Origin of the sequence: Aerococcus sanguinicola (assembly GCF_008726925.1) — a bacterium.
GTDB lineage: Bacteria > Bacillota > Bacilli > Lactobacillales > Aerococcaceae > Aerococcus.
Genome location: NZ_VYWO01000001.1, coordinates 244,146 through 261,903 on the forward strand (window position 1 = coordinate 244,146; position 17,758 = coordinate 261,903).

At 48.3% G+C, this 17,758-nt stretch carries 21 protein-coding genes; 16 read left to right on the forward strand and 5 right to left on the reverse strand.

Annotation, left to right across the window (positions count from 1 at the left end; translation table 11 throughout):
• Positions 1 to 222: 222 nt before the first annotated feature.
• Positions 223 to 834, reverse strand: coding sequence for a transcriptional repressor LexA (gene lexA, locus F6I03_RS01260; RefSeq protein ID WP_070430816.1), 612 nt, complete (start codon positions 832 to 834; stop codon positions 223 to 225).
• A 73-nt stretch (positions 835 to 907) separates the two neighbouring features.
• Entirely contained in the window at positions 908 to 2,581 is a 1,674-nt protein-coding gene (locus F6I03_RS01265; protein WP_070430815.1) for an NFACT family protein, read from the reverse strand.
• 409 nt (positions 2,582 to 2,990) lie between these two features.
• Between F6I03_RS01265 and trpX the strand changes: the two genes are divergently transcribed.
• From trpX to F6I03_RS01280, 3 genes are read left to right on the forward strand one after another with little or no spacing between them, the layout of a single operon-like run.
• Positions 2,991 to 4,046 carry a tryptophan ABC transporter substrate-binding protein gene (trpX, locus tag F6I03_RS01270; protein WP_070430814.1) on the forward strand — a complete coding sequence of 352 codons (1,056 nt, stop codon included), beginning with the start codon at positions 2,991 to 2,993 and terminating at the stop codon, positions 4,044 to 4,046.
• Positions 4,047 to 4,048: 2 nt separating this feature from the next.
• Complete coding sequence (locus F6I03_RS01275) at positions 4,049 to 4,936, forward strand: ABC transporter permease (RefSeq protein ID WP_070430813.1); 888 nt, start codon at positions 4,049 to 4,051, stop codon at positions 4,934 to 4,936.
• Positions 4,937 to 4,940: 4 nt separating this feature from the next.
• On the forward strand, positions 4,941 to 5,711 hold the full coding sequence (locus F6I03_RS01280) for an ABC transporter ATP-binding protein (protein WP_070430812.1): 771 nt from the start codon (positions 4,941 to 4,943) through the stop codon (positions 5,709 to 5,711).
• Positions 5,712 to 5,799: 88 nt separating this feature from the next.
• On the opposite strand, the gene nrdH is transcribed toward F6I03_RS01280, so the two are convergent.
• Positions 5,800 to 6,021 (reverse strand): glutaredoxin-like protein NrdH, encoded by a 222-nt coding sequence (nrdH, locus tag F6I03_RS01285; protein WP_070430811.1) that lies wholly within the window; start codon positions 6,019 to 6,021, stop codon positions 5,800 to 5,802.
• A 110-nt stretch (positions 6,022 to 6,131) separates the two neighbouring features.
• On the opposite strand from nrdH, the gene F6I03_RS01290 reads away from it, so the two are divergent.
• From F6I03_RS01290 to F6I03_RS01300, 3 genes are read left to right on the forward strand one after another with little or no spacing between them, the layout of a single operon-like run.
• Positions 6,132 to 6,998 carry an NAD(P)H-hydrate dehydratase gene (locus tag F6I03_RS01290; protein ID WP_070430810.1) on the forward strand — a complete coding sequence of 289 codons (867 nt, stop codon included), beginning with the start codon at positions 6,132 to 6,134 and terminating at the stop codon, positions 6,996 to 6,998.
• Positions 6,999 to 7,487 (forward strand): Cys-tRNA(Pro) deacylase, encoded by a 489-nt coding sequence (ybaK, locus tag F6I03_RS01295; protein ID WP_070430809.1) that lies wholly within the window; start codon positions 6,999 to 7,001, stop codon positions 7,485 to 7,487.
• Between the two features lie 13 nt (positions 7,488 to 7,500).
• Positions 7,501 to 7,965, forward strand: a complete 465-nt coding sequence (locus F6I03_RS01300; RefSeq protein WP_083290550.1) for an NUDIX hydrolase — start codon at positions 7,501 to 7,503, stop codon at positions 7,963 to 7,965.
• Here F6I03_RS01300 and F6I03_RS01305 read toward each other — a convergent pair.
• Complete coding sequence (locus F6I03_RS01305; protein WP_070430808.1) at positions 7,962 to 8,525, reverse strand: 5-formyltetrahydrofolate cyclo-ligase; 564 nt, start codon at positions 8,523 to 8,525, stop codon at positions 7,962 to 7,964. The two genes, F6I03_RS01300 and F6I03_RS01305, sit on opposite strands and share 4 nt — an antisense overlap.
• A 36-nt stretch (positions 8,526 to 8,561) precedes the next feature.
• Here F6I03_RS01305 and F6I03_RS01310 point away from each other — a divergent pair, with 36 nt between their 5' ends.
• Positions 8,562 to 8,846, forward strand: coding sequence for a DUF503 domain-containing protein (locus F6I03_RS01310; protein WP_168160468.1), 285 nt, complete (start codon positions 8,562 to 8,564; stop codon positions 8,844 to 8,846).
• Positions 8,847 to 8,871: 25 nt separating this feature from the next.
• Positions 8,872 to 9,360 (forward strand): ComE operon protein 2, encoded by a 489-nt coding sequence (locus F6I03_RS01315; RefSeq protein WP_070430806.1) that lies wholly within the window; start codon positions 8,872 to 8,874, stop codon positions 9,358 to 9,360.
• Positions 9,361 to 9,427: 67 nt separating this feature from the next.
• On the opposite strand, the gene nth is transcribed toward F6I03_RS01315, so the two are convergent.
• Positions 9,428 to 10,066, reverse strand: coding sequence for an endonuclease III (gene nth, locus F6I03_RS01320; protein WP_070430805.1), 639 nt, complete (start codon positions 10,064 to 10,066; stop codon positions 9,428 to 9,430).
• Positions 10,067 to 10,289: 223 nt separating this feature from the next.
• Between nth and F6I03_RS01325 the strand changes: the two genes are divergently transcribed.
• The 8 genes from F6I03_RS01325 to nrdF all read left to right on the forward strand — a co-directional run bounded on the left by F6I03_RS01325 (position 10,290) and on the right by nrdF (position 17,751).
• The gene (locus tag F6I03_RS01325; RefSeq protein ID WP_070430804.1) at positions 10,290 to 11,300 is read left to right on the forward strand and encodes an LLM class flavin-dependent oxidoreductase; all 1,011 of its coding nucleotides are present in this window, start codon (positions 10,290 to 10,292) and stop codon (positions 11,298 to 11,300) included.
• A gap of 74 nt (positions 11,301 to 11,374) precedes the next feature.
• Positions 11,375 to 11,707 carry a glycine cleavage system protein H gene (locus F6I03_RS01330; RefSeq protein ID WP_070430803.1) on the forward strand — a complete coding sequence of 111 codons (333 nt, stop codon included), beginning with the start codon at positions 11,375 to 11,377 and terminating at the stop codon, positions 11,705 to 11,707.
• Positions 11,708 to 11,858: 151 nt separating this feature from the next.
• Positions 11,859 to 12,632 (forward strand): protein-ADP-ribose hydrolase, encoded by a 774-nt coding sequence (locus F6I03_RS01335; RefSeq protein ID WP_150983041.1) that lies wholly within the window; start codon positions 11,859 to 11,861, stop codon positions 12,630 to 12,632.
• Positions 12,625 to 13,491 (forward strand): SIR2 family NAD-dependent protein deacylase, encoded by an 867-nt coding sequence (locus F6I03_RS01340; protein ID WP_070430801.1) that lies wholly within the window; start codon positions 12,625 to 12,627, stop codon positions 13,489 to 13,491. Before F6I03_RS01335 ends, F6I03_RS01340 begins: the two co-directional genes overlap by 8 nt.
• A gap of 76 nt (positions 13,492 to 13,567) precedes the next feature.
• Entirely contained in the window at positions 13,568 to 13,867 is a 300-nt protein-coding gene (locus F6I03_RS01345) for an ArsR/SmtB family transcription factor (RefSeq protein ID WP_070430800.1), read from the forward strand.
• Positions 13,868 to 14,058: 191 nt separating this feature from the next.
• Positions 14,059 to 14,451, forward strand: coding sequence for a class Ib ribonucleoside-diphosphate reductase assembly flavoprotein NrdI (gene nrdI, locus F6I03_RS01350; protein ID WP_070430799.1), 393 nt, complete (start codon positions 14,059 to 14,061; stop codon positions 14,449 to 14,451).
• Positions 14,417 to 16,594 carry a class 1b ribonucleoside-diphosphate reductase subunit alpha gene (nrdE, locus tag F6I03_RS01355; protein ID WP_070430798.1) on the forward strand — a complete coding sequence of 726 codons (2,178 nt, stop codon included), beginning with the start codon at positions 14,417 to 14,419 and terminating at the stop codon, positions 16,592 to 16,594. The genes nrdI and nrdE overlap by 35 nt, the downstream gene beginning before the upstream one ends.
• 110 nt (positions 16,595 to 16,704) lie before the next feature.
• Entirely contained in the window at positions 16,705 to 17,751 is a 1,047-nt protein-coding gene (nrdF, locus tag F6I03_RS01360; protein ID WP_191622019.1) for a class 1b ribonucleoside-diphosphate reductase subunit beta, read from the forward strand.
• Positions 17,752 to 17,758 lie beyond the last annotated feature (7 nt).

A 17,758-nucleotide genomic window follows, 5' to 3' on the forward strand; every position in this document is an offset into this window, starting at 1 on the left:
AGAGGAGCCACTTCTGCGCGACCGAACTCGACTACACAGGGTGTGAGACTTGGCGCTTAGGCTTGGATGCTTGGAGCAAGTCAGAATAAGAGCGAACTTGTCGCTCGTTTCAGACTTGTGAAAGCACTCCAAGCCTGCCAAGTCGAACCCGACTAGAGATCATCAACTAAAAAAATAAACGAAAAAAGGAAACTGGTCGACACAGCCAGTTTCCTTTTTGATTTAAAAAGTATGTTCCCTAAAGAGGGAGATGACCTTACCTAGGATGGTACAGTTATCCAAGATAATTGGGGCCATTTCATGGTTTTCAGGTTGCAGGCGGATATGACCGTCTTCTTTGAAGAAGCGTTTGCAGGTGGCTTCATCGGCTTCAGTCATGGCAATGACAATCTCACCGTTTTCTGCACTCTGCTGCTGGCGCACCAGGACATAGTCGCCGTTGAGGATGCCGGCTTCAATCATCGAATCCCCACGAATCTTCAGCATGAAGAGGTCCTCTTCGCTCTCAGCTAGATGAGGGGGCTTAGGAAAATAGCCCTCAATATCTTCGTAGGCCGTGATCGGTTGACCTGCTGTAACAGTCCCTAGCATGGGGATGCCTCGGGTATTGATACCTAACTTATCCAGGCCTTTTTGGGTGATTTCCAAGGCCCTCGGTTTGGTTGAATCCTTAAAGAGATAGCCGCCTTCTTCCAAGCGGTTTAAGTGACCATGGACTGTGGACGTTGAGGCCAGACCAACTGCATCGCAAATTTCGCGGACAGTCGGGGGATAGCCCTTATCGTCAACACAATCAAAGATATAGCGTAAGATTTGCAGTTGCCGTTCTCTCATCTCTGTGTCCTCCTCGATTAATTTGCTTTTATTATAGCATAGAAGGCTCAGAGATACAAACAAACGTTCTCCTTTATTCCTCGTTAGCAATCTGGGCAGGCGTGACAAAGACGGTTTTTTGATTGAAGTAGTTGACAAAGCCAGGCTTAGCACCGTTTGGCTTCTTAACATCCTTGACCAGGGTATAGTCCACGGGTACATTGTTGGAGTGACGCGCTTTGGAATAATGGGCGGCGATACTGGCTGCAGCTCGGATGTCCTCCTCCTCAGCTTGGTCGCTTTCCAAAATAACGTGGCTGCCAGGTATATCCTTGACGTGGAACCAGTAATGGTTTTTATTGGCCTGGCGCATGGTCAGTTGGTCATTTTGCTTGTTATTGCGCCCCACTTTAATCGCATAGCCAGACGGACTGGTAAATTGTCGGGGTTTAAGCGGTTTAATCCGCTTATGCGTCTTCTTCTTACGGTCCTTGATATAACCTTCTTCCTTGAGTTCTTCACGGATGAGCTCCAATTCTTTAGGATTAGACCATTCAATCTGAGCCTGGATGGATTCAAGGTAGTCGATTTCTTCCTGGCTCTTAGCTAGCTGCTCTTGGATATGGGAGCGAGAGTTTGTTAATTTATTGTATTTTTGGTAATATGCTTGGGCATTTTCAGCAGGTGAGAGCTCGACCTTAAGCGGGATATGGACCAGGCGGTTGTCGTCATAGTAATTGGGCAAGTCGACGCTCTCTTGCTTATCCTTGAGCTGGTAGAGGTTGGAGGTAAGCAACTCACCGAAGAGCTGGTAGTGGTCAGCTTTTTGGCTCTTTTCCAGGTCCTTTCTCAGGTTTTTCTGTTTCTTTCTTTGGTGTTTGAGCTCCCGCTGGGTGACCTGGTCAATCTGCTGGCCGATTTCTTGAACCTGTTGGCGCTCCGTATGGCGAGCATAGTAGACATCCAGGAGCTGACCTAGACTTGGATAGGTCTCTCTTTCTCCCCTAAGGCTAAGATAGGGGAAGGCTGTATACTCTAATTTTTTATCCGAAAAAGTTAGGCAGGGCTGGGCTTGGTCAAAAGACTGGCAGAAGTCATGGATAATCTGCCCCAGTGGCTGGTCCGGATCCGCCTGGGCCCGGTAGAGGATTTCATCGGCCGATTCCCGTCCCAGTCCCATGAGTTCACTCTGGAGGACTTGGCGGGATAAGGGCTGTTGACTGGTTGGCTGCCAATCGGGGCCTATCTTGAAGGGGTTAGCCTTATTTTGATAGGGGGGTAATTGGTAGCTCGCTCCCGGAAGCAAGGTTCGGTAGCGGTTCTGATAGACGGGAATCCGTTTAATAACATCTAAGATTTGGCCCTGGTGGTCGACCAGGATAATATTAGAGTGTCGGCCCATGATTTCCACAATTAGACTGACTTTCTGCTGGTCGCCAATCTCATCGGTCCGCAGAAGGTCAAAACGAATTAAGCGGTCATTTTCATACTGCTTGATGCCAAGGACCAAGGCCCCCTTGAGGTACTTACGGAGGACCATACAGAAATTGGCCGGGCTATCAGGCATGGGATAGTCCACCTGGCTGAGCTGGGCGCGGGCAAAGTCTGGATGGGCAGAGAGGAGGAGCTTATGGTTTTGCCCCTGCTTGCGTACGGTGATGAGCACTTCATAATCAGAAGGTTGTTGGATCTTGTTAATTTTACCTTGTGTCAGTGTCTCTTTGAGTTCGCTTGTCATGCTGTGTGTAAACATTCCATCAAATGACATTCAAACACCTTCTTTCCAATCACTAATTATAGCAAAAAAGCCTATAATATCAAAGCTAGGGGGATTTTATCCTTCTTATTATGATAAAATCTTAATAAAGTTATTGCAAAGTCACTTGGAATCTGCTATTCTAGATTTAACAAATCAAAGGAGGTTATCACATGTCAGTATTAGATACAAAACTTAGAGCTTGGCAAATCCGCACGGCTTAGTTGTATTTATTACTGTTGAGGCAATAGATACAACTTCAGACAACTGAGGCTGTATCTGTGCGGTGTGATAACAAGACAATTTCGAGTACCCGCATAGACGCATAAAGAGTGACTTTATGACTGTGCGGGTTTTTTTGAACCTGCAGCTTCTGCTTTAGTTGGAGGTTTTTTATTTTGTTACAAGGAGGAAGGAAGAAATGAAACGATTCACAGCATTAGGCAGTTTCTTGATTGCTGCCTTGATGGTATTATTCCTAGCGATGCCGACGCTCATCGAGAAGAACAAGGCAGCCCAAGCGCCCAAGACTAATTCGGGTAACCAGGCCGTGACGGCTAAAGATTTGGATGAAGACTTGAAGGTGGGCCTGCTCCAACTGATGGACCATCCTGCCCTGGACCAAATCCGCCAAGGCTTCTATGACCAACTGGCCGAGCGGGGTTATGTGGATGGGGAAAATATCCATATTGACTACCAGAACGGCCAAGGGGACCAAAACAACTTAAAAATGATTTCCGACAAGTTTATTGCAGATGATGCCGACTACCTGGTAGGGATTGCCACACCGGCTGCTCAAGCCCTAGCTAATGCTGCAGAAGGCAATGTTCCTGTGGTGATGGGGGCTGTCGCTAATCCCAAGTCAGCCGGCTTAGTCGAAAACTATGAGAAACCAGGGGCTAACATTACCGGGGTCTCAGATATCCCACCGGTTAAAGAGCAATTCAGCCTGATTAAAGAAATTCTTCCCGAAGCAAAAACGATTGGTATTATTTACAATTCATCGGAAACGAACTCCCACGCCAATGTGGCCCTGGCCAAGGAAGTCGCCGCTGACATGGGCTATGAAATTAAAGAAGCGACCATTAATTCAACCAATGACCTGGCCCAAGTTGCTGAACAGCTCGCCAATGATGTGGATGCTATTTGGGTCCCTAATGATAACTCGATTGCTTCATCTATGCCGACTTTGATTGCGGCCACCGACAGCAAGGGCATTCCTGTCTTCCCAGTTGTCGATACCATGGTTAAGGATGGGGGCCTCGCCACAGTGGGGATCAACCAGTACCAATTAGGAGTCGACACAGCCAATGTAACGGCTGACCTCATGGATGGCCAGAGTCCGGCTGATCATCCCATTGTCTTTACCGATAAGACCGACACCTATATCAACAAGGAAAAAGCGGACCAATTAGGCATTAAGCTGCCTGACTCGGTCCTCAAAAAAGCACAAGATGTTAATGAAGGAGGGCACTAAGCATGGATATGATAATTTCTGCCTTATCACAGGGTGTGATTTGGGCCGTCATGGGGCTTGGCATCTATATTAGTTTCCGCATCCTCAATGCTCCCGATATGACAACAGAAGGTTCCTTTACCTTAGGCGCAGCGATTGGCGTCCAAATGATTCATTTCGGCCTAAATCCTGTGATCGCCTTATTAATTGGCTTCTTAGCCGGTATGGCGGCGGGCGCGATTACCGCCCTCTTAGTTACCAAGCTGAACATCAATCCGCTCCTATCAGGGATTATTACCATGACGGGACTTTATTCCATCAACCTGAAGATGATGGGCCAGGCCAATCTCAGTCTGAGCGGCCAAGAGACCTTTAAGACCATGCTGAGCGGCCTGAATTTACCGCGAAATGTGGATACTATTCTCATTGGGGCAGTGGTGGTCGCCATTGTCATTGCTCTGATGGCCTACTTCTTTAAGACTGACCTCGGCCAAGCTCTAATTGCAACCGGGGACAATGTCCACATGGCCCGGGCCGTCGGTATTGACAGCAATGAAATGACCATGCTGGGCTATATGTTAGCTAACGGTTTAATCGCCGCGTCCGGTCTTTTGGTCGCAACGGATAACGGTTATGCCGATATCTCCATGGGGATTGGGACGGTCGTTATTGGCCTTGCTTCGATCATCATTGGCGAAGTGATCTTTAAGAATGTGAGCTTGACCACTCGTTTTATTACCATTGTAGCGGGCTCTATTATCTACCGTTTACTCTTAAGCCTGGTGCTTATGCTCAACTTCAATGCCGATGACTTCAAGCTCTTCTCTGCTATTATCGTTGGCCTCTGCCTAGCCATACCAACACTTCGCCGTTCCTTTAACCGTAGCAGCCGTCAAAGAAGAAAGGGGTAGACTAATGACGCACTTACTCGAGCTTAAAAACGTAGACAAACGTTTCAATCCCCATACACCTGATGAATTTTATGCTTTGGATGATTTGAACCTAAGCATTGAAGCAGGGGACTTCATTACGATTATTGGGGGGAACGGGGCAGGCAAGTCCACCCTCCTCAATGCCATTGCCGGGAGCTTCGACCTCGATGCTGGGAAGATTTTGCTAGAAGGCGAAGACATCACGGAAACTAACGACATCGAGCGAGCCGCTTACATCTCCCGGGTCTTCCAGGACCCTAAGATGGGCACAGCTCCTCGGATGACCGTGGAAGAGAACCTGGCCCTAGCCGAGAAACGAGGGCAGACCCGCGGCTTGCAATTGGCCTTAGACCAAGACAAACGCGCCAAGTACAAGCAAATCCTCAAGCAATTGGGCTTGGGACTCGACGAACGCTTGGAAGCAGAGATTGGCCTGCTTTCAGGGGGGCAACGCCAGTCGGTCGCCTTATTGATGGCAACCATTGTCAAACCGAAACTCCTCTTACTGGATGAACATACTGCTGCTCTAGATCCTAAGACCTCCCGTCGCATCCTAGAGATTACAGCCCAACAAGTCTCCCAGGAGAATTTGACTGCCCTCATGATTACCCACAACCTGCAAGACGCCTTGACTTACGGCAATCGGATGATCTTGATGGACCGGGGCCATATCATCCGAGACTTCAGTCAAGCAGAGAAAGAGGCCCTCAATCCCACCCAACTCTACAGCCTGATGGAAGAGATCAACCAATAGTCAATTAAGCCTAGAGATAGCTTAATCGCTCTTTCAGCAGTCAAAAATAGCCCCCTGACCAAAGCGATCAGGGGGCTTTAAGCTGCGATTAGGCAAATTTTGCAAGCATGTCGGGGCGGAAGCCGTAGAAGGGTTCTTCGCCATCAGCGACGATAACAGGTAGGGCTTGGAAGCCGAGCGCCTTGACTTCTTCAAGGGCCGCCTCTGATTCCGTCACATCGATCATTTCGAAGGCCACCCCATGTTCATCTAAAAATTTCTTAGTAAATTTACATTGCATGCAATTAGGTTTAGAATATACTTTGACCATTTCTTTCATCCTTTCGATCCATCTTTTTCTTTTCGCCTAGATATAGTATCATAGAATCATAAGAGATACAAGATATAGCTTTTGAAAAATATAAAGGAGTGCTAAAGGACATGCAAGCCTTAAAAATAACCGAAGACCAGGTCGTCAACTGGCTGCCCCAGCGGAAGCAAGCGTCTTATAAGGGGACTTATGGGCGTTTGCTCTTAATTGGGGGCAATCAGAATATGGGAGGGGCTATCCAGATGGCTGGCCAGGCCGCTTTAGCAGGAGGGGCGGGTCTGATCACCATAGCCACAGATCCTGTGAACTTTCCCGCTATCCATGCCAGTCTTCCTGAAGTGATGCTAGTGGACTGGTCAGATGTTAAGCAGGTCCAGGCGTGCCTACAAAGCAGCGAGATCATCCTTCTAGGCCCAGGTATGGGAAGGTCGCTCAACCGTTGGCGTCAACTGAGCCAAGCCGTCTACCAGGAAGCAAGGACCAAGCCCCTGATTATTGATGGGGATGCCTTGACCATGCTGGCAGCAGATATCCAGGATGGAATTTGCCGGCTTGAAGACTTTGACCAAGTGATTTTGACCCCCCATCCCGGGGAATGGGCCCGGCTCTATGGCAGTCAGCCGGGGATGTCAGATCCTGGCAAGGTCCAAGCTTGGTGTGACCACTACCAGGTCTACCTCGTCAAGAAGAGCGAAGCCACACAGCTTTACCTGCCGGGGCAAGACACCTACTATCAAAATACCTGTGGCAATCCGGGCATGGCGGTTGGCGGATCAGGGGATACCCTGGCTGGAATGATCGCTGCCTTTATCGGACAGAGCCAAGAAGACTTGGCTGGCGCCCTCCTGAGCGCGGTCTACTGCCACAGTGCCTTGGCTGACCAAATCTACCAGGATCACTATGTGGTTCGGCCCAGCGTCATTGCCCGTCATCTAGCAGCTTTTATGCGTCAATTGAGCCTGAAGAAGGGAGTTTAAATGGCTAAGAAACACAAGAAAACCAATGCCATGCGAATAGTTGAAGAAGCTGGCATCGCCTATGAACACCATGAATATGACTATGATGAAGACCACCTGTCCGGACGAGATGCCGCCAAGCATTCCGACCTACCGGCTGAACAAATGTTTAAGACCATCGTCTGCCAGGCTAAGCCGAGGGACTATTATGTCTTTGTCTTACCGATCCTGGAAGAATTGAACCTTAAGCAGCGTGCCCGGATCGCCGGGGTTAAGAAGTTAGAACTCTTACCGCTAAAGGACCTGCTCAAAGTGACCGGTTATGTTCGGGGCGGCTGTTCACCTGTGGGAATGAAGCAGGCGCTGCCAACTTATATTGACCAAGCTAGCTTGGCTTATGCTATGATTTATGTAAGTGCCGGCAAACGGGGCTTCCAGCTTGGCCTTGCGCCAAGAGACTTGGCTGACCTGGTCCAAGCTGAATTCCATGATCTGAGTCGGTCAGAATAGAAAGAAGGAGCTTATGTCAGAACACTACCAATCACCTAGTGCTGGGATTCTCATCCTAACCCGGCAAAACGGCGGGCGGACCGAGGTCCTCCTCCAGCACCGGGCCAATACAAAAATGCTGCCTCAACAGTGGGACCTGATTAGTGGTCACGTTGAAGCAGCTGAGACTGTCCGCCAAGCCATTGTGCGGGAGGCCAAAGAAGAAATCGGCATCTCCCTTGACGTCGACGACCTCGACTTCGTCCTCCTCAGCCATAATCGCATTAGCCAAGACAGCACTTATTATAATATTTTCTTTACAAGCCAGCGTTTCCAAGGGGATCCTCGGATCCTCGAACCCGAGAAACACGATGCTTTAGACTGGTTCCCTCTTGATGACCTCCCCAGTCCTCTTGTTAAAGACCGCAAACTCGCCCTGGAGGCCCTGGAGACTGGTCAGACCTACGTTGAAGTTGATTTTGATGCCTATGGAGACTAGCGGCCTGGGAAATACTCTGCCGCTTCCGTGACAATATGAGGTACCAGGTGGTCATGGGGGGCCATGGGGATCTCGTCTACCATTAATTTTTCAAAGTAGGGCAGGGTCACCTTGCCTTGGTATTGGGCCAAGAAACGGTCGTAGAAGCCGCCCCCATAGCCCAAACGTTCGCCCTTAGGATTACAGGTCATGCAGGGGAGGGTGACCCAGTCAATGGCTTCTATGGGCACAATCTCTGCCTCGGGACTGGGTTCTTCAATATTTAGGGAAGATAAGATGAGGGCATCTCCTTGGTCATAGCGACGCAGACTCATCTCGCCCATGCGCTCAACCCGGGGAACAACAATGGTCTTCCCGTCCTGCCAAGCCTGACGAATGAGCCCCTCGGTATCAAATTCCCTGGGCATGGTCAGGAAGGTAAAGATGCACTGGGCATCGTGGTAGGCTTCTGTTTTAAGTAAGCGTTCCGTGATGCTTTGACTGGCTGACTGGTAATAATCAGGACTTAATTCTTGACGTTTGGCTTTGATTCTTTGGCGTAGTTCTTTTTTACTTAACATGGGATAACCTCCTGTTAATCTCTAGAAAGGATGACAATGTACGTATTAGCTTTTGAATTGACCTGCCGGCTATCAGGCATCCACTCGCTCAAGGAGAAGCGGCGCTTGGTGAAGAGTATATGCCAGCGCTGCCAGCGAAAGTATGGCGTTTCGGCAGCTGAGATTGCCTATTTAGATGACCACCAGTTCATGAGCCTAGGTTTCGCCCTAGTCTCCAATAGTTATAGTAAAAGTCGCAACCGCCTCCTCCAGCTTAAAGAAGAAGTCGAATTGACCTATCCTATCCAGCTGGTTGCCTGTGACTGGTATGAAGGGGTCTGACCCCAAAAGAGAAGGAGAAGATAAAATGTCCAACCGCATCCCTTGGGACCAATACTTTCTTGCCCAGAGCCTCATGCTCTCTATGCGGTCAACCTGCCAACGTTTAATGGTTGGAGCCGTTATTGTTCGTGACAAACGGATTATTTCCGGTGGCTACAATGGCTCCGTCTCAGGTGAAGTTCACTGCATAGACGAGGGCTGCTACATGGAAGATGGCCACTGCGTGCGCACCATTCACGCCGAGATGAATGCCTTACTCCAGTGTGCCAAATTTGGTGCCCCAACAGCTGGGGCGGAAATTTATGTTTCCCACTTTCCCTGCCTCCAGTGCAGCAAGGCCATCATCCAAGCTGGCATTTCTAAGATTTATTACCTCTACAACTACCACAACCATCCCTATGCCCTCCAACTGCTCGATCAGGCGGGCATAGCCTACCAAAAAGTCCAGCTCGCTGACAGCTTCTTTAAGGAGCTAGGCCAGCAGCACCAAAATAACCTCAAGCAGACAGACTAAGGCCTGTCTGTTTTTTATTGGCTTCGACCCTTCACTTTATCATTTATGAGATAGGCCAAACTGAAACTTAGGCGTCATTTTTTTCGTCGAGGCATTGGTAGAGTTGCGGATAATCCTTGCAGGTCGGGTGCTTAGGATGGCAAATATTCCGCCCAAAATAGATGAGGGCTTGGTGGGCCTGGGTCCATTCACTGGGCTCTAAGAGGTTGGTTACCCGGTCCTCAATTTCTCTAACTGTCGCATCTTGGGCGACGATGCCGTGGTGCTTGCAGACCCGGGTCACATGGGTATCGACTGCGAAGGCAGGGATATCAAAGGCAATGCTTAAAACCACATTGGCTGTTTTGCGTCCCACCCCTGGTAATTTCTCCAAGTCTTTTCGATTTTTGGGGACTTGACCGTTGAAATCCTTAACCAGCATCTGGGCACAGGCCACAAGGTACTTGGACTTATTACGGTAGAGGCCGATGCGGTTGATGTAGTCCGCCACGTCTTCTTCCTTGGCCTGGCTCAGGCTTTCTGGGTCAGGATAGGCCGCAAAGAGGGCAGGCGTGACCTTATTGACTTGCACATCGGTCGTTTGTGCACTCAAAATTACGGCCACTAATAATTCAAAAGGATTGCGGTAGTCAAGGGCCGTCTCAACGTCAGGGTAGAGGGCGATGATTTCACGCAGGACTTGCCGGGCACATTGGTCAGTTAACATAGAACACCTCCTTATCTTTGCTATTGTCATTTTATCATAAGTTCAGCGTAAACGGTTACTATTCAATCTTTGTACTTTTTTATATACAATAATCGTATAAAATAAGGCTTCTGGGAGCTAGGACCCAGCATTTTATTTAAAATACGCCCAATAAAATTGACAGGTATGCGCTTTCGTCATAAATTATAGGGGAGACTTGCTGCAAAAGGAAAGGAGTTCCAACATGACGGAATATAGTATCTTGGACTACGCCGTAATGGATGAAGGGGAGCGTGCGGTTGAAGCACTAGCCCATACGGAGGAATTGGCTCAGCTGGCTGAAAAGCGGGGCTATAAGCGCTTCTGGGTGGCCGAACACCACAATATCCCTGCCTTTGCCTCTTCTAGCCCGGAAGTGATTATGATGCGCTTGGCTGACCAGACGCAAAGCATCCATATCGGGTCGGGGGGCGTGATGCTTCCTCACTACAGCCCTTACAAGGTTGCAGAGAACTTTAAGGTCTTAGCAGCCTACCATCCGGGGCGGATTGACCTAGGCTTTGGTAATAATAAGAGTGTCCCTCAAATCGCAAAGGTCATGAATGAGTACCAAGCAGGTGAACTGTCTTATGAACAAGCCATAAAAGACCTCTACAAGTATATGACAGACGAGGATCAGGCCGACCACCGCTTCAACACACTCAAGGCCAATCCCAGCATCGAGGAGGCCTTGGAGATGTGGATCCTCTCTTCCAGTGTAGCCAATGCCCAACTCGCCGGCCGCTTGGGCCTAGCCTATTGCTTTGGGATCTTTCCTTTTGCCCGGGATAATGTCTTAGAGATTGCAGAAGAAGCTGTAGCTGCTTACCGGGCCAGCTTTAAGCCTTCCCAAGCAACGCCAGCACCCCGGGTCATGTATGCCGCCTTTGTCGCTGTGGCCGAGCAAGCTGACCATGCGGAAGACTTGGCACGGGCTCTCGATTGGTGGCTACTCGGTCAAGATAATTTCCGCTATTATGACCGTTTCCCTTCGATTGCTTCCAGCCAATCTTTTGTCGCGACTCCTGAACAGAGCCAGGCCATGAAGGAGAACCGTAAGCGCATGATTACGGGCGATATTGACAAAGTAAGCGCTGAAATTAAGGATTGGAACCGCCGCTTAGCAGCCGACGAGGCCCTTTTAATTCCTCTGGTACCGGGCTTTGATAACAGACAGATCAGCCTGGAAATCTTAGCGGACGCCCTGATCGACTGATCCAGGCAATGGGTCCCATTATTTAAGAAAATATGTTATGATGATAGAGTAAGTTTTAACTTGGAGGTAATAGAATGAAAAAACGTGCAAATTTCCTTTTTATCGAAAAAGACGGGGCTAACTATGTCATTTCCATGACCCCAGAATTACAGGATGATGTAGGAACAGTGGGCTTTGTTGAATTCACCAGCGAAGACCACTTAGATAAAGACGACGCGATCGCCAATATTGAAGCCTCAAAGACCGTTATGGAAATCCAAAGTCCACTAGCTGGCACAGTTGTTGAAAAGAATACCGCTGCAGAAGACCAGGCGGAACTCTTGAATTCAGCTAAAGCAGAAGAAAACTGGTTAATTAAATTAACGGATGTAGATGAAGAAGCCTTTGCTGGCTTAGAAGATGCCTAATCGAGGTCTTAGGACAAGCGTCTCTTAAGCTAAACAGTGCATTGAGACTGCTTTCTAGCCGTCGTGATTTTAAATAATGTCTAGTAAAAAAGAGGTTGGACCATTCGTGCCAGCCACTTTTTTACTTGGCAGTCAAAAGAGGGGGGATCTTATGGAAGCCAGTTTGCCAGCTTTAATTGACTATTTAAAGGCAGAACGTCCTGGTGTCGACTTGGACACGAGCTTATCGGCCTTTGACCAATACCGCAGCCTGGTCAATACCCGGCCGGCCCAGCCTGCAAGTCCAGCTTATCTGGCAGCTGAAGGCCAGGCCCTTGAAGCCATTAACCAGGACCTGCCCCACTATGACTGGTCGCAGATGACAGAAAGATGGGGGCAAATCGCTCTCTGGCAGGGTAACATCTGCCAATTAGCTGTAGATGGGATTGTGAATGCGGCTAATTCCCAACTCCTGGGCTGTTTTATTCCTTTGCATGCTTGTATCGATAATATCATCCATAGCTATGCGGGAACGGCCCTACGCTTGGAATGCCAAGAGCTGATGGCTAGGCAAGGGCGTTTAGAAGCGGCAGGCAAGGCCAAGCTGACTTCAGCCCACCACTTACCTAGTCGCTATATCCTACATACTGTGGGGCCAGTGGTCCAGGACGGGCGGGTGACGCCGATTCGCCGGCAACTTCTGGCCCAGTGCTACCGGTCTTGCCTAGACTTAGCCGACCAGGAAGGCTTAACTTGTCTAGCCTTTCCTTGCATTGCTACGGGTCAGTTTGCCTTCCCCAAAGAAGAGGCTGCCCGGATTGCAGTGGATACTGTGTCGACCTATCTTAGCGAGCAAGCGTCTGAACTCAAGATCATCTTCAATGTCTTTACGGATGAAGATGACCGCATCTACCGTCAATTATTAGGGGAGGAAACGAATGAATAAGATTTGGAAAGCGCTCCAAGGCGCAGAAGAAAAGACTGAATCCGAATTACTGGCTGAGCTCTTTGATGAGGCTGAAGCTCTGGTTATTGGGATTGGAGCTGGGATGTCCGCTGCGGATGGTTTTACCTATGTGGGCCCTCGTTTTAAGGAGAATTTTCCTGACTTTATCGCTAAGTATGGGCTCTTTGACATGCTCCAAGCCTTTCTAAATGATTTTGAATCCTTAGAAGAATATTGGGCCTTCCAGAGCCGCTTTGTGAAGCTCAATGGCTTGGACCAAGAAGCCGGAGACTCTTATCTTAAACTTAGAGCGCTCCTTAAAGACAAGAACTACCACATCATTACCTCCAATGCCGATAACGCTTTTGAAGCAGCGAATTTTGACCTGGACAAGGTTTTCTACTACCAGGGCAAGTATGTGCTCTTCCAATGCTCTAAACAATGCCAGGAGGTCACCTATCGTGATGATGAGATGATTCGAGAAATGGTGGAGCGCCAGGAAGATATGAAAGTGCCAAGCCAGCTGATCCCTTATTGCCCAAATTGTGGGGCACCCTTAGAAATTAATAAACGGGATACAGTCCGTGGCATGGTAGAAGACGCCCACTGGCATGACCAAGAAAGAGCCTACTTGGACTTCTTAGCTGCTAACGAGGGCAAAAAAGTGCTCTACTTAGAGATTGGGATTGGCCATACAACCCCCGAATTGATCCGCGAACCCTTCCAAGAAGAAACCCTGGATAATCCGCAAGCCCTCTATGTGATGATGAACCAGAAACCCTATCATATTCCCTCCGAACTGGCTGACCAGAGCCTGCGCCTGACCGATGACTTGGCCCAGACTTTCGCCAAGATGTAAAAGTGGGAATTGGGCCTTGTATCCATGGCTTTTATCGTATAAAATAAGAATGATTACGATTTAAGGAGGCGGTGCTATGGAAAAATCTGAATTAAGTCCTGAAGTCAAACAGCAGGTGACCAAGTTTTTTAAGGTCATTGGGGATCAAACCCGCTTTTCTATCCTTTACCTATTGAAGGGGCGGGAATTGAATGTGACGGAAATAGCCCAAGCACTTGATATGGAGCAATCCGCTATTTCTCATCAATTGCAGGTCCTAAGAGAAAGCAAGCTGTTGAAATCTAGACGGGATAAGCGGTCCGTCTATTATAGCCAGGCGGATGACCATGTCTATGAAATTATTAGCCAGGCCATTGAACATATGTGTGAAGACTAAAGAATAAGGGGCAAGAGATACAAGATCTGTGTTTTTTTCTTTTGACCCTTATTTTTATTTTTGGGGATAAATGCCCTTATCCTACTATATCTTGTGTGAGAATAAGATTAGAATTCTATATATTGAGCGGATAAACTTGAATTTGGGATAGGCTATGACGTATGATAGGGCTATTGAAAAGGAGGGATTTGATGTTAATCGTCTATATGTCTCTGGTAGGCAACACCCGTCGCTTCGTTGAAAAGCTCGGTTTGCCTGCGCTAGAAATCACAGACCACAATGCTTTTACGACAGTGGACCAACCCTATCTCATGATTGTACCCACTTATGAAATAGAAGTAACTGACATCATGAATGATTTTATCGAAACAGGGGATAACCTGTCCTACTGCCAAGGCGTTATTGGTGGGGGGAATTTGAACTTTAATGACCTCTTCTGCTTTACCGCTAAAGACCTGGCCATGGACTATGACCTGCCCCTCTTACACACCTTTGAATTTATGGGCAACGCCCACGATGTTGAAAAAGTAAAGGAGTTGGCGAAAGAAATTGAAGAATCCGCAAGTATCCAACGAACCAAGTGAAATTACCTACTACAAACTGAATAATGAATTGAATATTCCAATTGATAACAAGATCCCGCTCGAAAAAGACAAAGAAGCTGTCCGGGCTTTTTTCTTGGAACATGTGAATCCCAATACGGTCTTCTTCTACACCTTCGAAGAAAAAATCCGCTACCTGATTGAACATGACTACCTGGACGAAAGCTTCATCAACAAGTATGACCGGGACTTTATCTACCAGCTCATGCAGGAAGCTTATGATCGCAAGTTTCGCTTCCAATCCTTCATGGGGGCCTATAAGTTCTATACCCAGTATGCCATGAAGACAGATGATGGAGACCGCTATTTGGAGCGTTACGAAGACCGGGTTGTCTACAATGCCCTCTACCTGGCAGATGGGGATGAAGACCTGGCGCGCAAGCTCTGTGATGAAATTCTCTCCCAGCGCTTCCAACCTGCAACGCCAACCTTCCTCAATGCCGGACGTAAACGCCGGGGGGAAATGGTCTCTTGCTTCTTGATCCAATTGACCGACGACATGAATGCGATCGGTCGGGGCATCAATTCGGCCCTCCAATTATCCAAGCGTGGGGGCGGGGTAGGGATTAACCTCAGCAACCTTCGAGAAGAAGGGGCACCCATTAAAAAGATTGAAAATGCAGCTTCCGGAGTTGTTCCTGTCATGAAACTATTTGAAGACTGCTTTAGCTACGCCAACCAATTAGGCCAAAGAAATGGGGCCGGCGTGGTTTACTTGAATGTCTTCCACCCAGATATCGTCCGCTTCCTCTCCACTAAAAAGGAAAATGCGGATGAAAAAATCCGGGTCAAGACCCTGTCTCTAGGCGTTACGGTACCGGACAAATTCTACGAACTGGTGGCTGCGGATGATGACATGTATCTCTTTAGCCCTTATGATGTGGAAAGAATCTATGGCAAACCCTTCTCTTATATTAATATTACAGAGGAATACGACCGTCTCGTCCATAACCCAGAAGTTTGCAAGTACCGGATCCGGGCCCGGGAATTAGAAAATGAAATTTCCAAGCTCCAACAAGAATCCGGCTATCCTTATATCGTCAATATTGATACCGCTAATGAAGCCAACCCGATTGATGGGACAATTGTCATGTCTAACCTCTGCTCCGAAATCTTGCAGATCCAAGAACCTTCTAAGATTACGGATGAGCAACTTTATGAACACCTGGGCACCGACATTTCCTGCAACCTAGGTTCTACTAATATGGTCAATATGGTTGACTCTGACGACTTTGCCCAATCGGTGGAAACAGCTGTCCGGGGCCTCACCTTCGTCACCGATAGTACGGACATTGAAGCAGTGCCTTCTATCCAGAACGGGAACCAGATGTACCATACCATCGGCTTAGGGGCAATGGGCCTCCACACCCTCTTTGCGATTAACCATATTTATTATGGATCAGATGAGTCCCTAGAGCTTACTGAGGCCTATTTCTATGCCCTCAATTACTGGTCGCTCAAGGCTAGTCACAAGATTGCCAAGGAGCGGGGCCAACGTTTTGCTAACTTTGAAAAGTCAGCCTATGCGGATGGGTCTTACTTTGACGCTTATCTCGAGGAAGACTTCCACTATCAGTCAGACAAGGTTGCTCAAATTATGGCCAAGGTACCCTTGCCAAGTAAGGAAGACTGGCAAGCCTTGCGCGATGATGTCATGAAGGATGGCCTCTACCATGCTTACCGGTTAGCTGTGGCGCCAACGGGTTCCATTTCCTATGTCAATGAAACGAGCGCTAGCTTGCAGCCGATTATCCGCCTGATTGAAGAACGCCAAGAGAAGAAGACAGGGAAGACCTATTACCCAGCCCCTCAACTCTCTAATGACAATATCCAGTACTATGAGTCAGCCTATGACCTGGATATGCGCAAAGTCATCGATGTCTACGCAGCTGCCCAACAACATGTGGACCAAGGGATGTCAATGACCCTCTTCATGCGTTCAGAAATTCCTTCCGGTCTTTACCCTTGGAAGGCCCCGGATGACCACAAGCTAACCACGCGGGACCTAAATATTCTGCGTAACTATGCTTGGAACCAAGGCATCAAGTCCATCTACTATATCCGGACCTTTACCGATGATGGTGATGAAATCGGCAGTAACTACTGTGAATCCTGCTCCATTTAAGAACAGTCAAGGAGGTCAAAATGGGACAAATTGATAATAATCTCTATATAAATTCAAAAGATAACTGGCAAAAGAACTTATGGGACGGGTCTGACCAAGCGGACCCTGACCTGGGCCAATACTACAAGGCCATCAACTGGGATAGCATTGAAGACATGGTCGACAAGCTCACCTGGGAGAAGCTAACCGAACAATTCTGGCTAGACACCCGGATCCCCGTCTCTAACGATTTAGATGATTGGCGTCGCCTATCAGCTGCCGAACAAGATGTCATTGACAAGGTCTTTGGCGGCTTGACCCTCTTGGATACCCTCCAGTCAGAAGAGGGAGCTCTGGTCCTCTTACCAGACGCCCGCACCCAACAAGAACGGGCGGTCTTCTCCAATATCCACTTCATGGAATCCGTCCACGCTAAATCTTATTCCACCATCTTTATCACTCTCAATACAACATCTGAAATCGATAAAATTTTTGACTGGACGAATGAGAATGAATTGATTCAATACAAGGCTAAAAAAATCAACCAGGTCTACCGAACGGGGACAGGCCTCCAGAAGAAGGCGGCCAGCGTCTTGTTGGAATCCTTCCTCTTCTATTCAGGCTTCTACGCTCCGCTCTGGTACTTGGGCAATAGTAAGCTGCCAAATGTGGCTGAAATTATCAAGCTGATCTTGCGTGATGAATCCGTTCACGGCACCTATATCGGTTACAAGTTCCAACTGGGCTACAACCAACTGTCTGAAGAAGAACAGGAAGAACTCAAGAACTGGACCTTCGAGCTCCTCTATGACCTCTATGAGAATGAGATGAAATACACCTCGGCGGTCTACGACCAGATTGGTTGGACAGAAGATGTGAATACCTTTGTCCGTTATAATGCCAATAAGGCCCTGCAAAACCTGGGCTTTGACCCGCTCTTCCCAGATACCGCAGAAGACGTGAACCCTATTGTGATGAACGGCATTTCAACAGGAACTTCAAACCATGACTTCTTCTCCCAAGTCGGCAATGGCTACTTATTGGGTGAAGTCCAAGCCATGGAAGATGAAGACTATTCCAAGTGGTCGACTAGCGCCCGCCGTGAGCAACGTATGGCTTATCGCAAGGCTAAAAAGGCTGCTCGCCAAAAGGCCCAAGAAAACGATGAAAGCAAATAATTGACAC

Excerpts from the sequence above, each read along its gene's own strand:
- F6I03_RS01275 (WP_070430813.1), top strand. The coding sequence starts at position 4,049 with ATGGATATGATAATTTCTGCCTTATCACAGGGTGTGATTTGGGCCGTC.
- F6I03_RS01345 (WP_070430800.1), top strand. The coding sequence starts at position 13,568 with ATGGAAAAATCTGAATTAAGTCCTGAAGTCAAACAGCAGGTGACCAAG.
- F6I03_RS01335 (WP_150983041.1), top strand. The coding sequence starts at position 11,859 with ATGGAAGCCAGTTTGCCAGCTTTAATTGACTATTTAAAGGCAGAACGT.
- F6I03_RS01305 (WP_070430808.1), bottom strand. The coding sequence starts at position 8,525 with ATGTTAAGTAAAAAAGAACTACGCCAAAGAATCAAAGCCAAACGTCAA.
- F6I03_RS01325 (WP_070430804.1), top strand. The coding sequence starts at position 10,290 with ATGACGGAATATAGTATCTTGGACTACGCCGTAATGGATGAAGGGGAG.
- F6I03_RS01300 (WP_083290550.1), top strand. The coding sequence starts at position 7,501 with ATGTCAGAACACTACCAATCACCTAGTGCTGGGATTCTCATCCTAACC.
- lexA (WP_070430816.1), bottom strand. The coding sequence starts at position 834 with ATGAGAGAACGGCAACTGCAAATCTTACGCTATATCTTTGATTGTGTT.
- nrdI (WP_070430799.1), top strand. The coding sequence starts at position 14,059 with ATGTTAATCGTCTATATGTCTCTGGTAGGCAACACCCGTCGCTTCGTT.
- nrdH (WP_070430811.1), bottom strand. The coding sequence starts at position 6,021 with ATGGTCAAAGTATATTCTAAACCTAATTGCATGCAATGTAAATTTACT.
- F6I03_RS01265 (WP_070430815.1), bottom strand. The coding sequence starts at position 2,581 with ATGTCATTTGATGGAATGTTTACACACAGCATGACAAGCGAACTCAAA.
- ybaK (WP_070430809.1), top strand. The coding sequence starts at position 6,999 with ATGGCTAAGAAACACAAGAAAACCAATGCCATGCGAATAGTTGAAGAA.
- F6I03_RS01290 (WP_070430810.1), top strand. The coding sequence starts at position 6,132 with ATGCAAGCCTTAAAAATAACCGAAGACCAGGTCGTCAACTGGCTGCCC.
- F6I03_RS01340 (WP_070430801.1), top strand. The coding sequence starts at position 12,625 with ATGAATAAGATTTGGAAAGCGCTCCAAGGCGCAGAAGAAAAGACTGAA.
- F6I03_RS01315 (WP_070430806.1), top strand. The coding sequence starts at position 8,872 with ATGTCCAACCGCATCCCTTGGGACCAATACTTTCTTGCCCAGAGCCTC.
- F6I03_RS01330 (WP_070430803.1), top strand. The coding sequence starts at position 11,375 with ATGAAAAAACGTGCAAATTTCCTTTTTATCGAAAAAGACGGGGCTAAC.
- trpX (WP_070430814.1), top strand. The coding sequence starts at position 2,991 with ATGAAACGATTCACAGCATTAGGCAGTTTCTTGATTGCTGCCTTGATG.
- F6I03_RS01310 (WP_168160468.1), top strand. The coding sequence starts at position 8,562 with ATGTACGTATTAGCTTTTGAATTGACCTGCCGGCTATCAGGCATCCAC.
- F6I03_RS01280 (WP_070430812.1), top strand. The coding sequence starts at position 4,941 with ATGACGCACTTACTCGAGCTTAAAAACGTAGACAAACGTTTCAATCCC.
- nth (WP_070430805.1), bottom strand. The coding sequence starts at position 10,066 with ATGTTAACTGACCAATGTGCCCGGCAAGTCCTGCGTGAAATCATCGCC.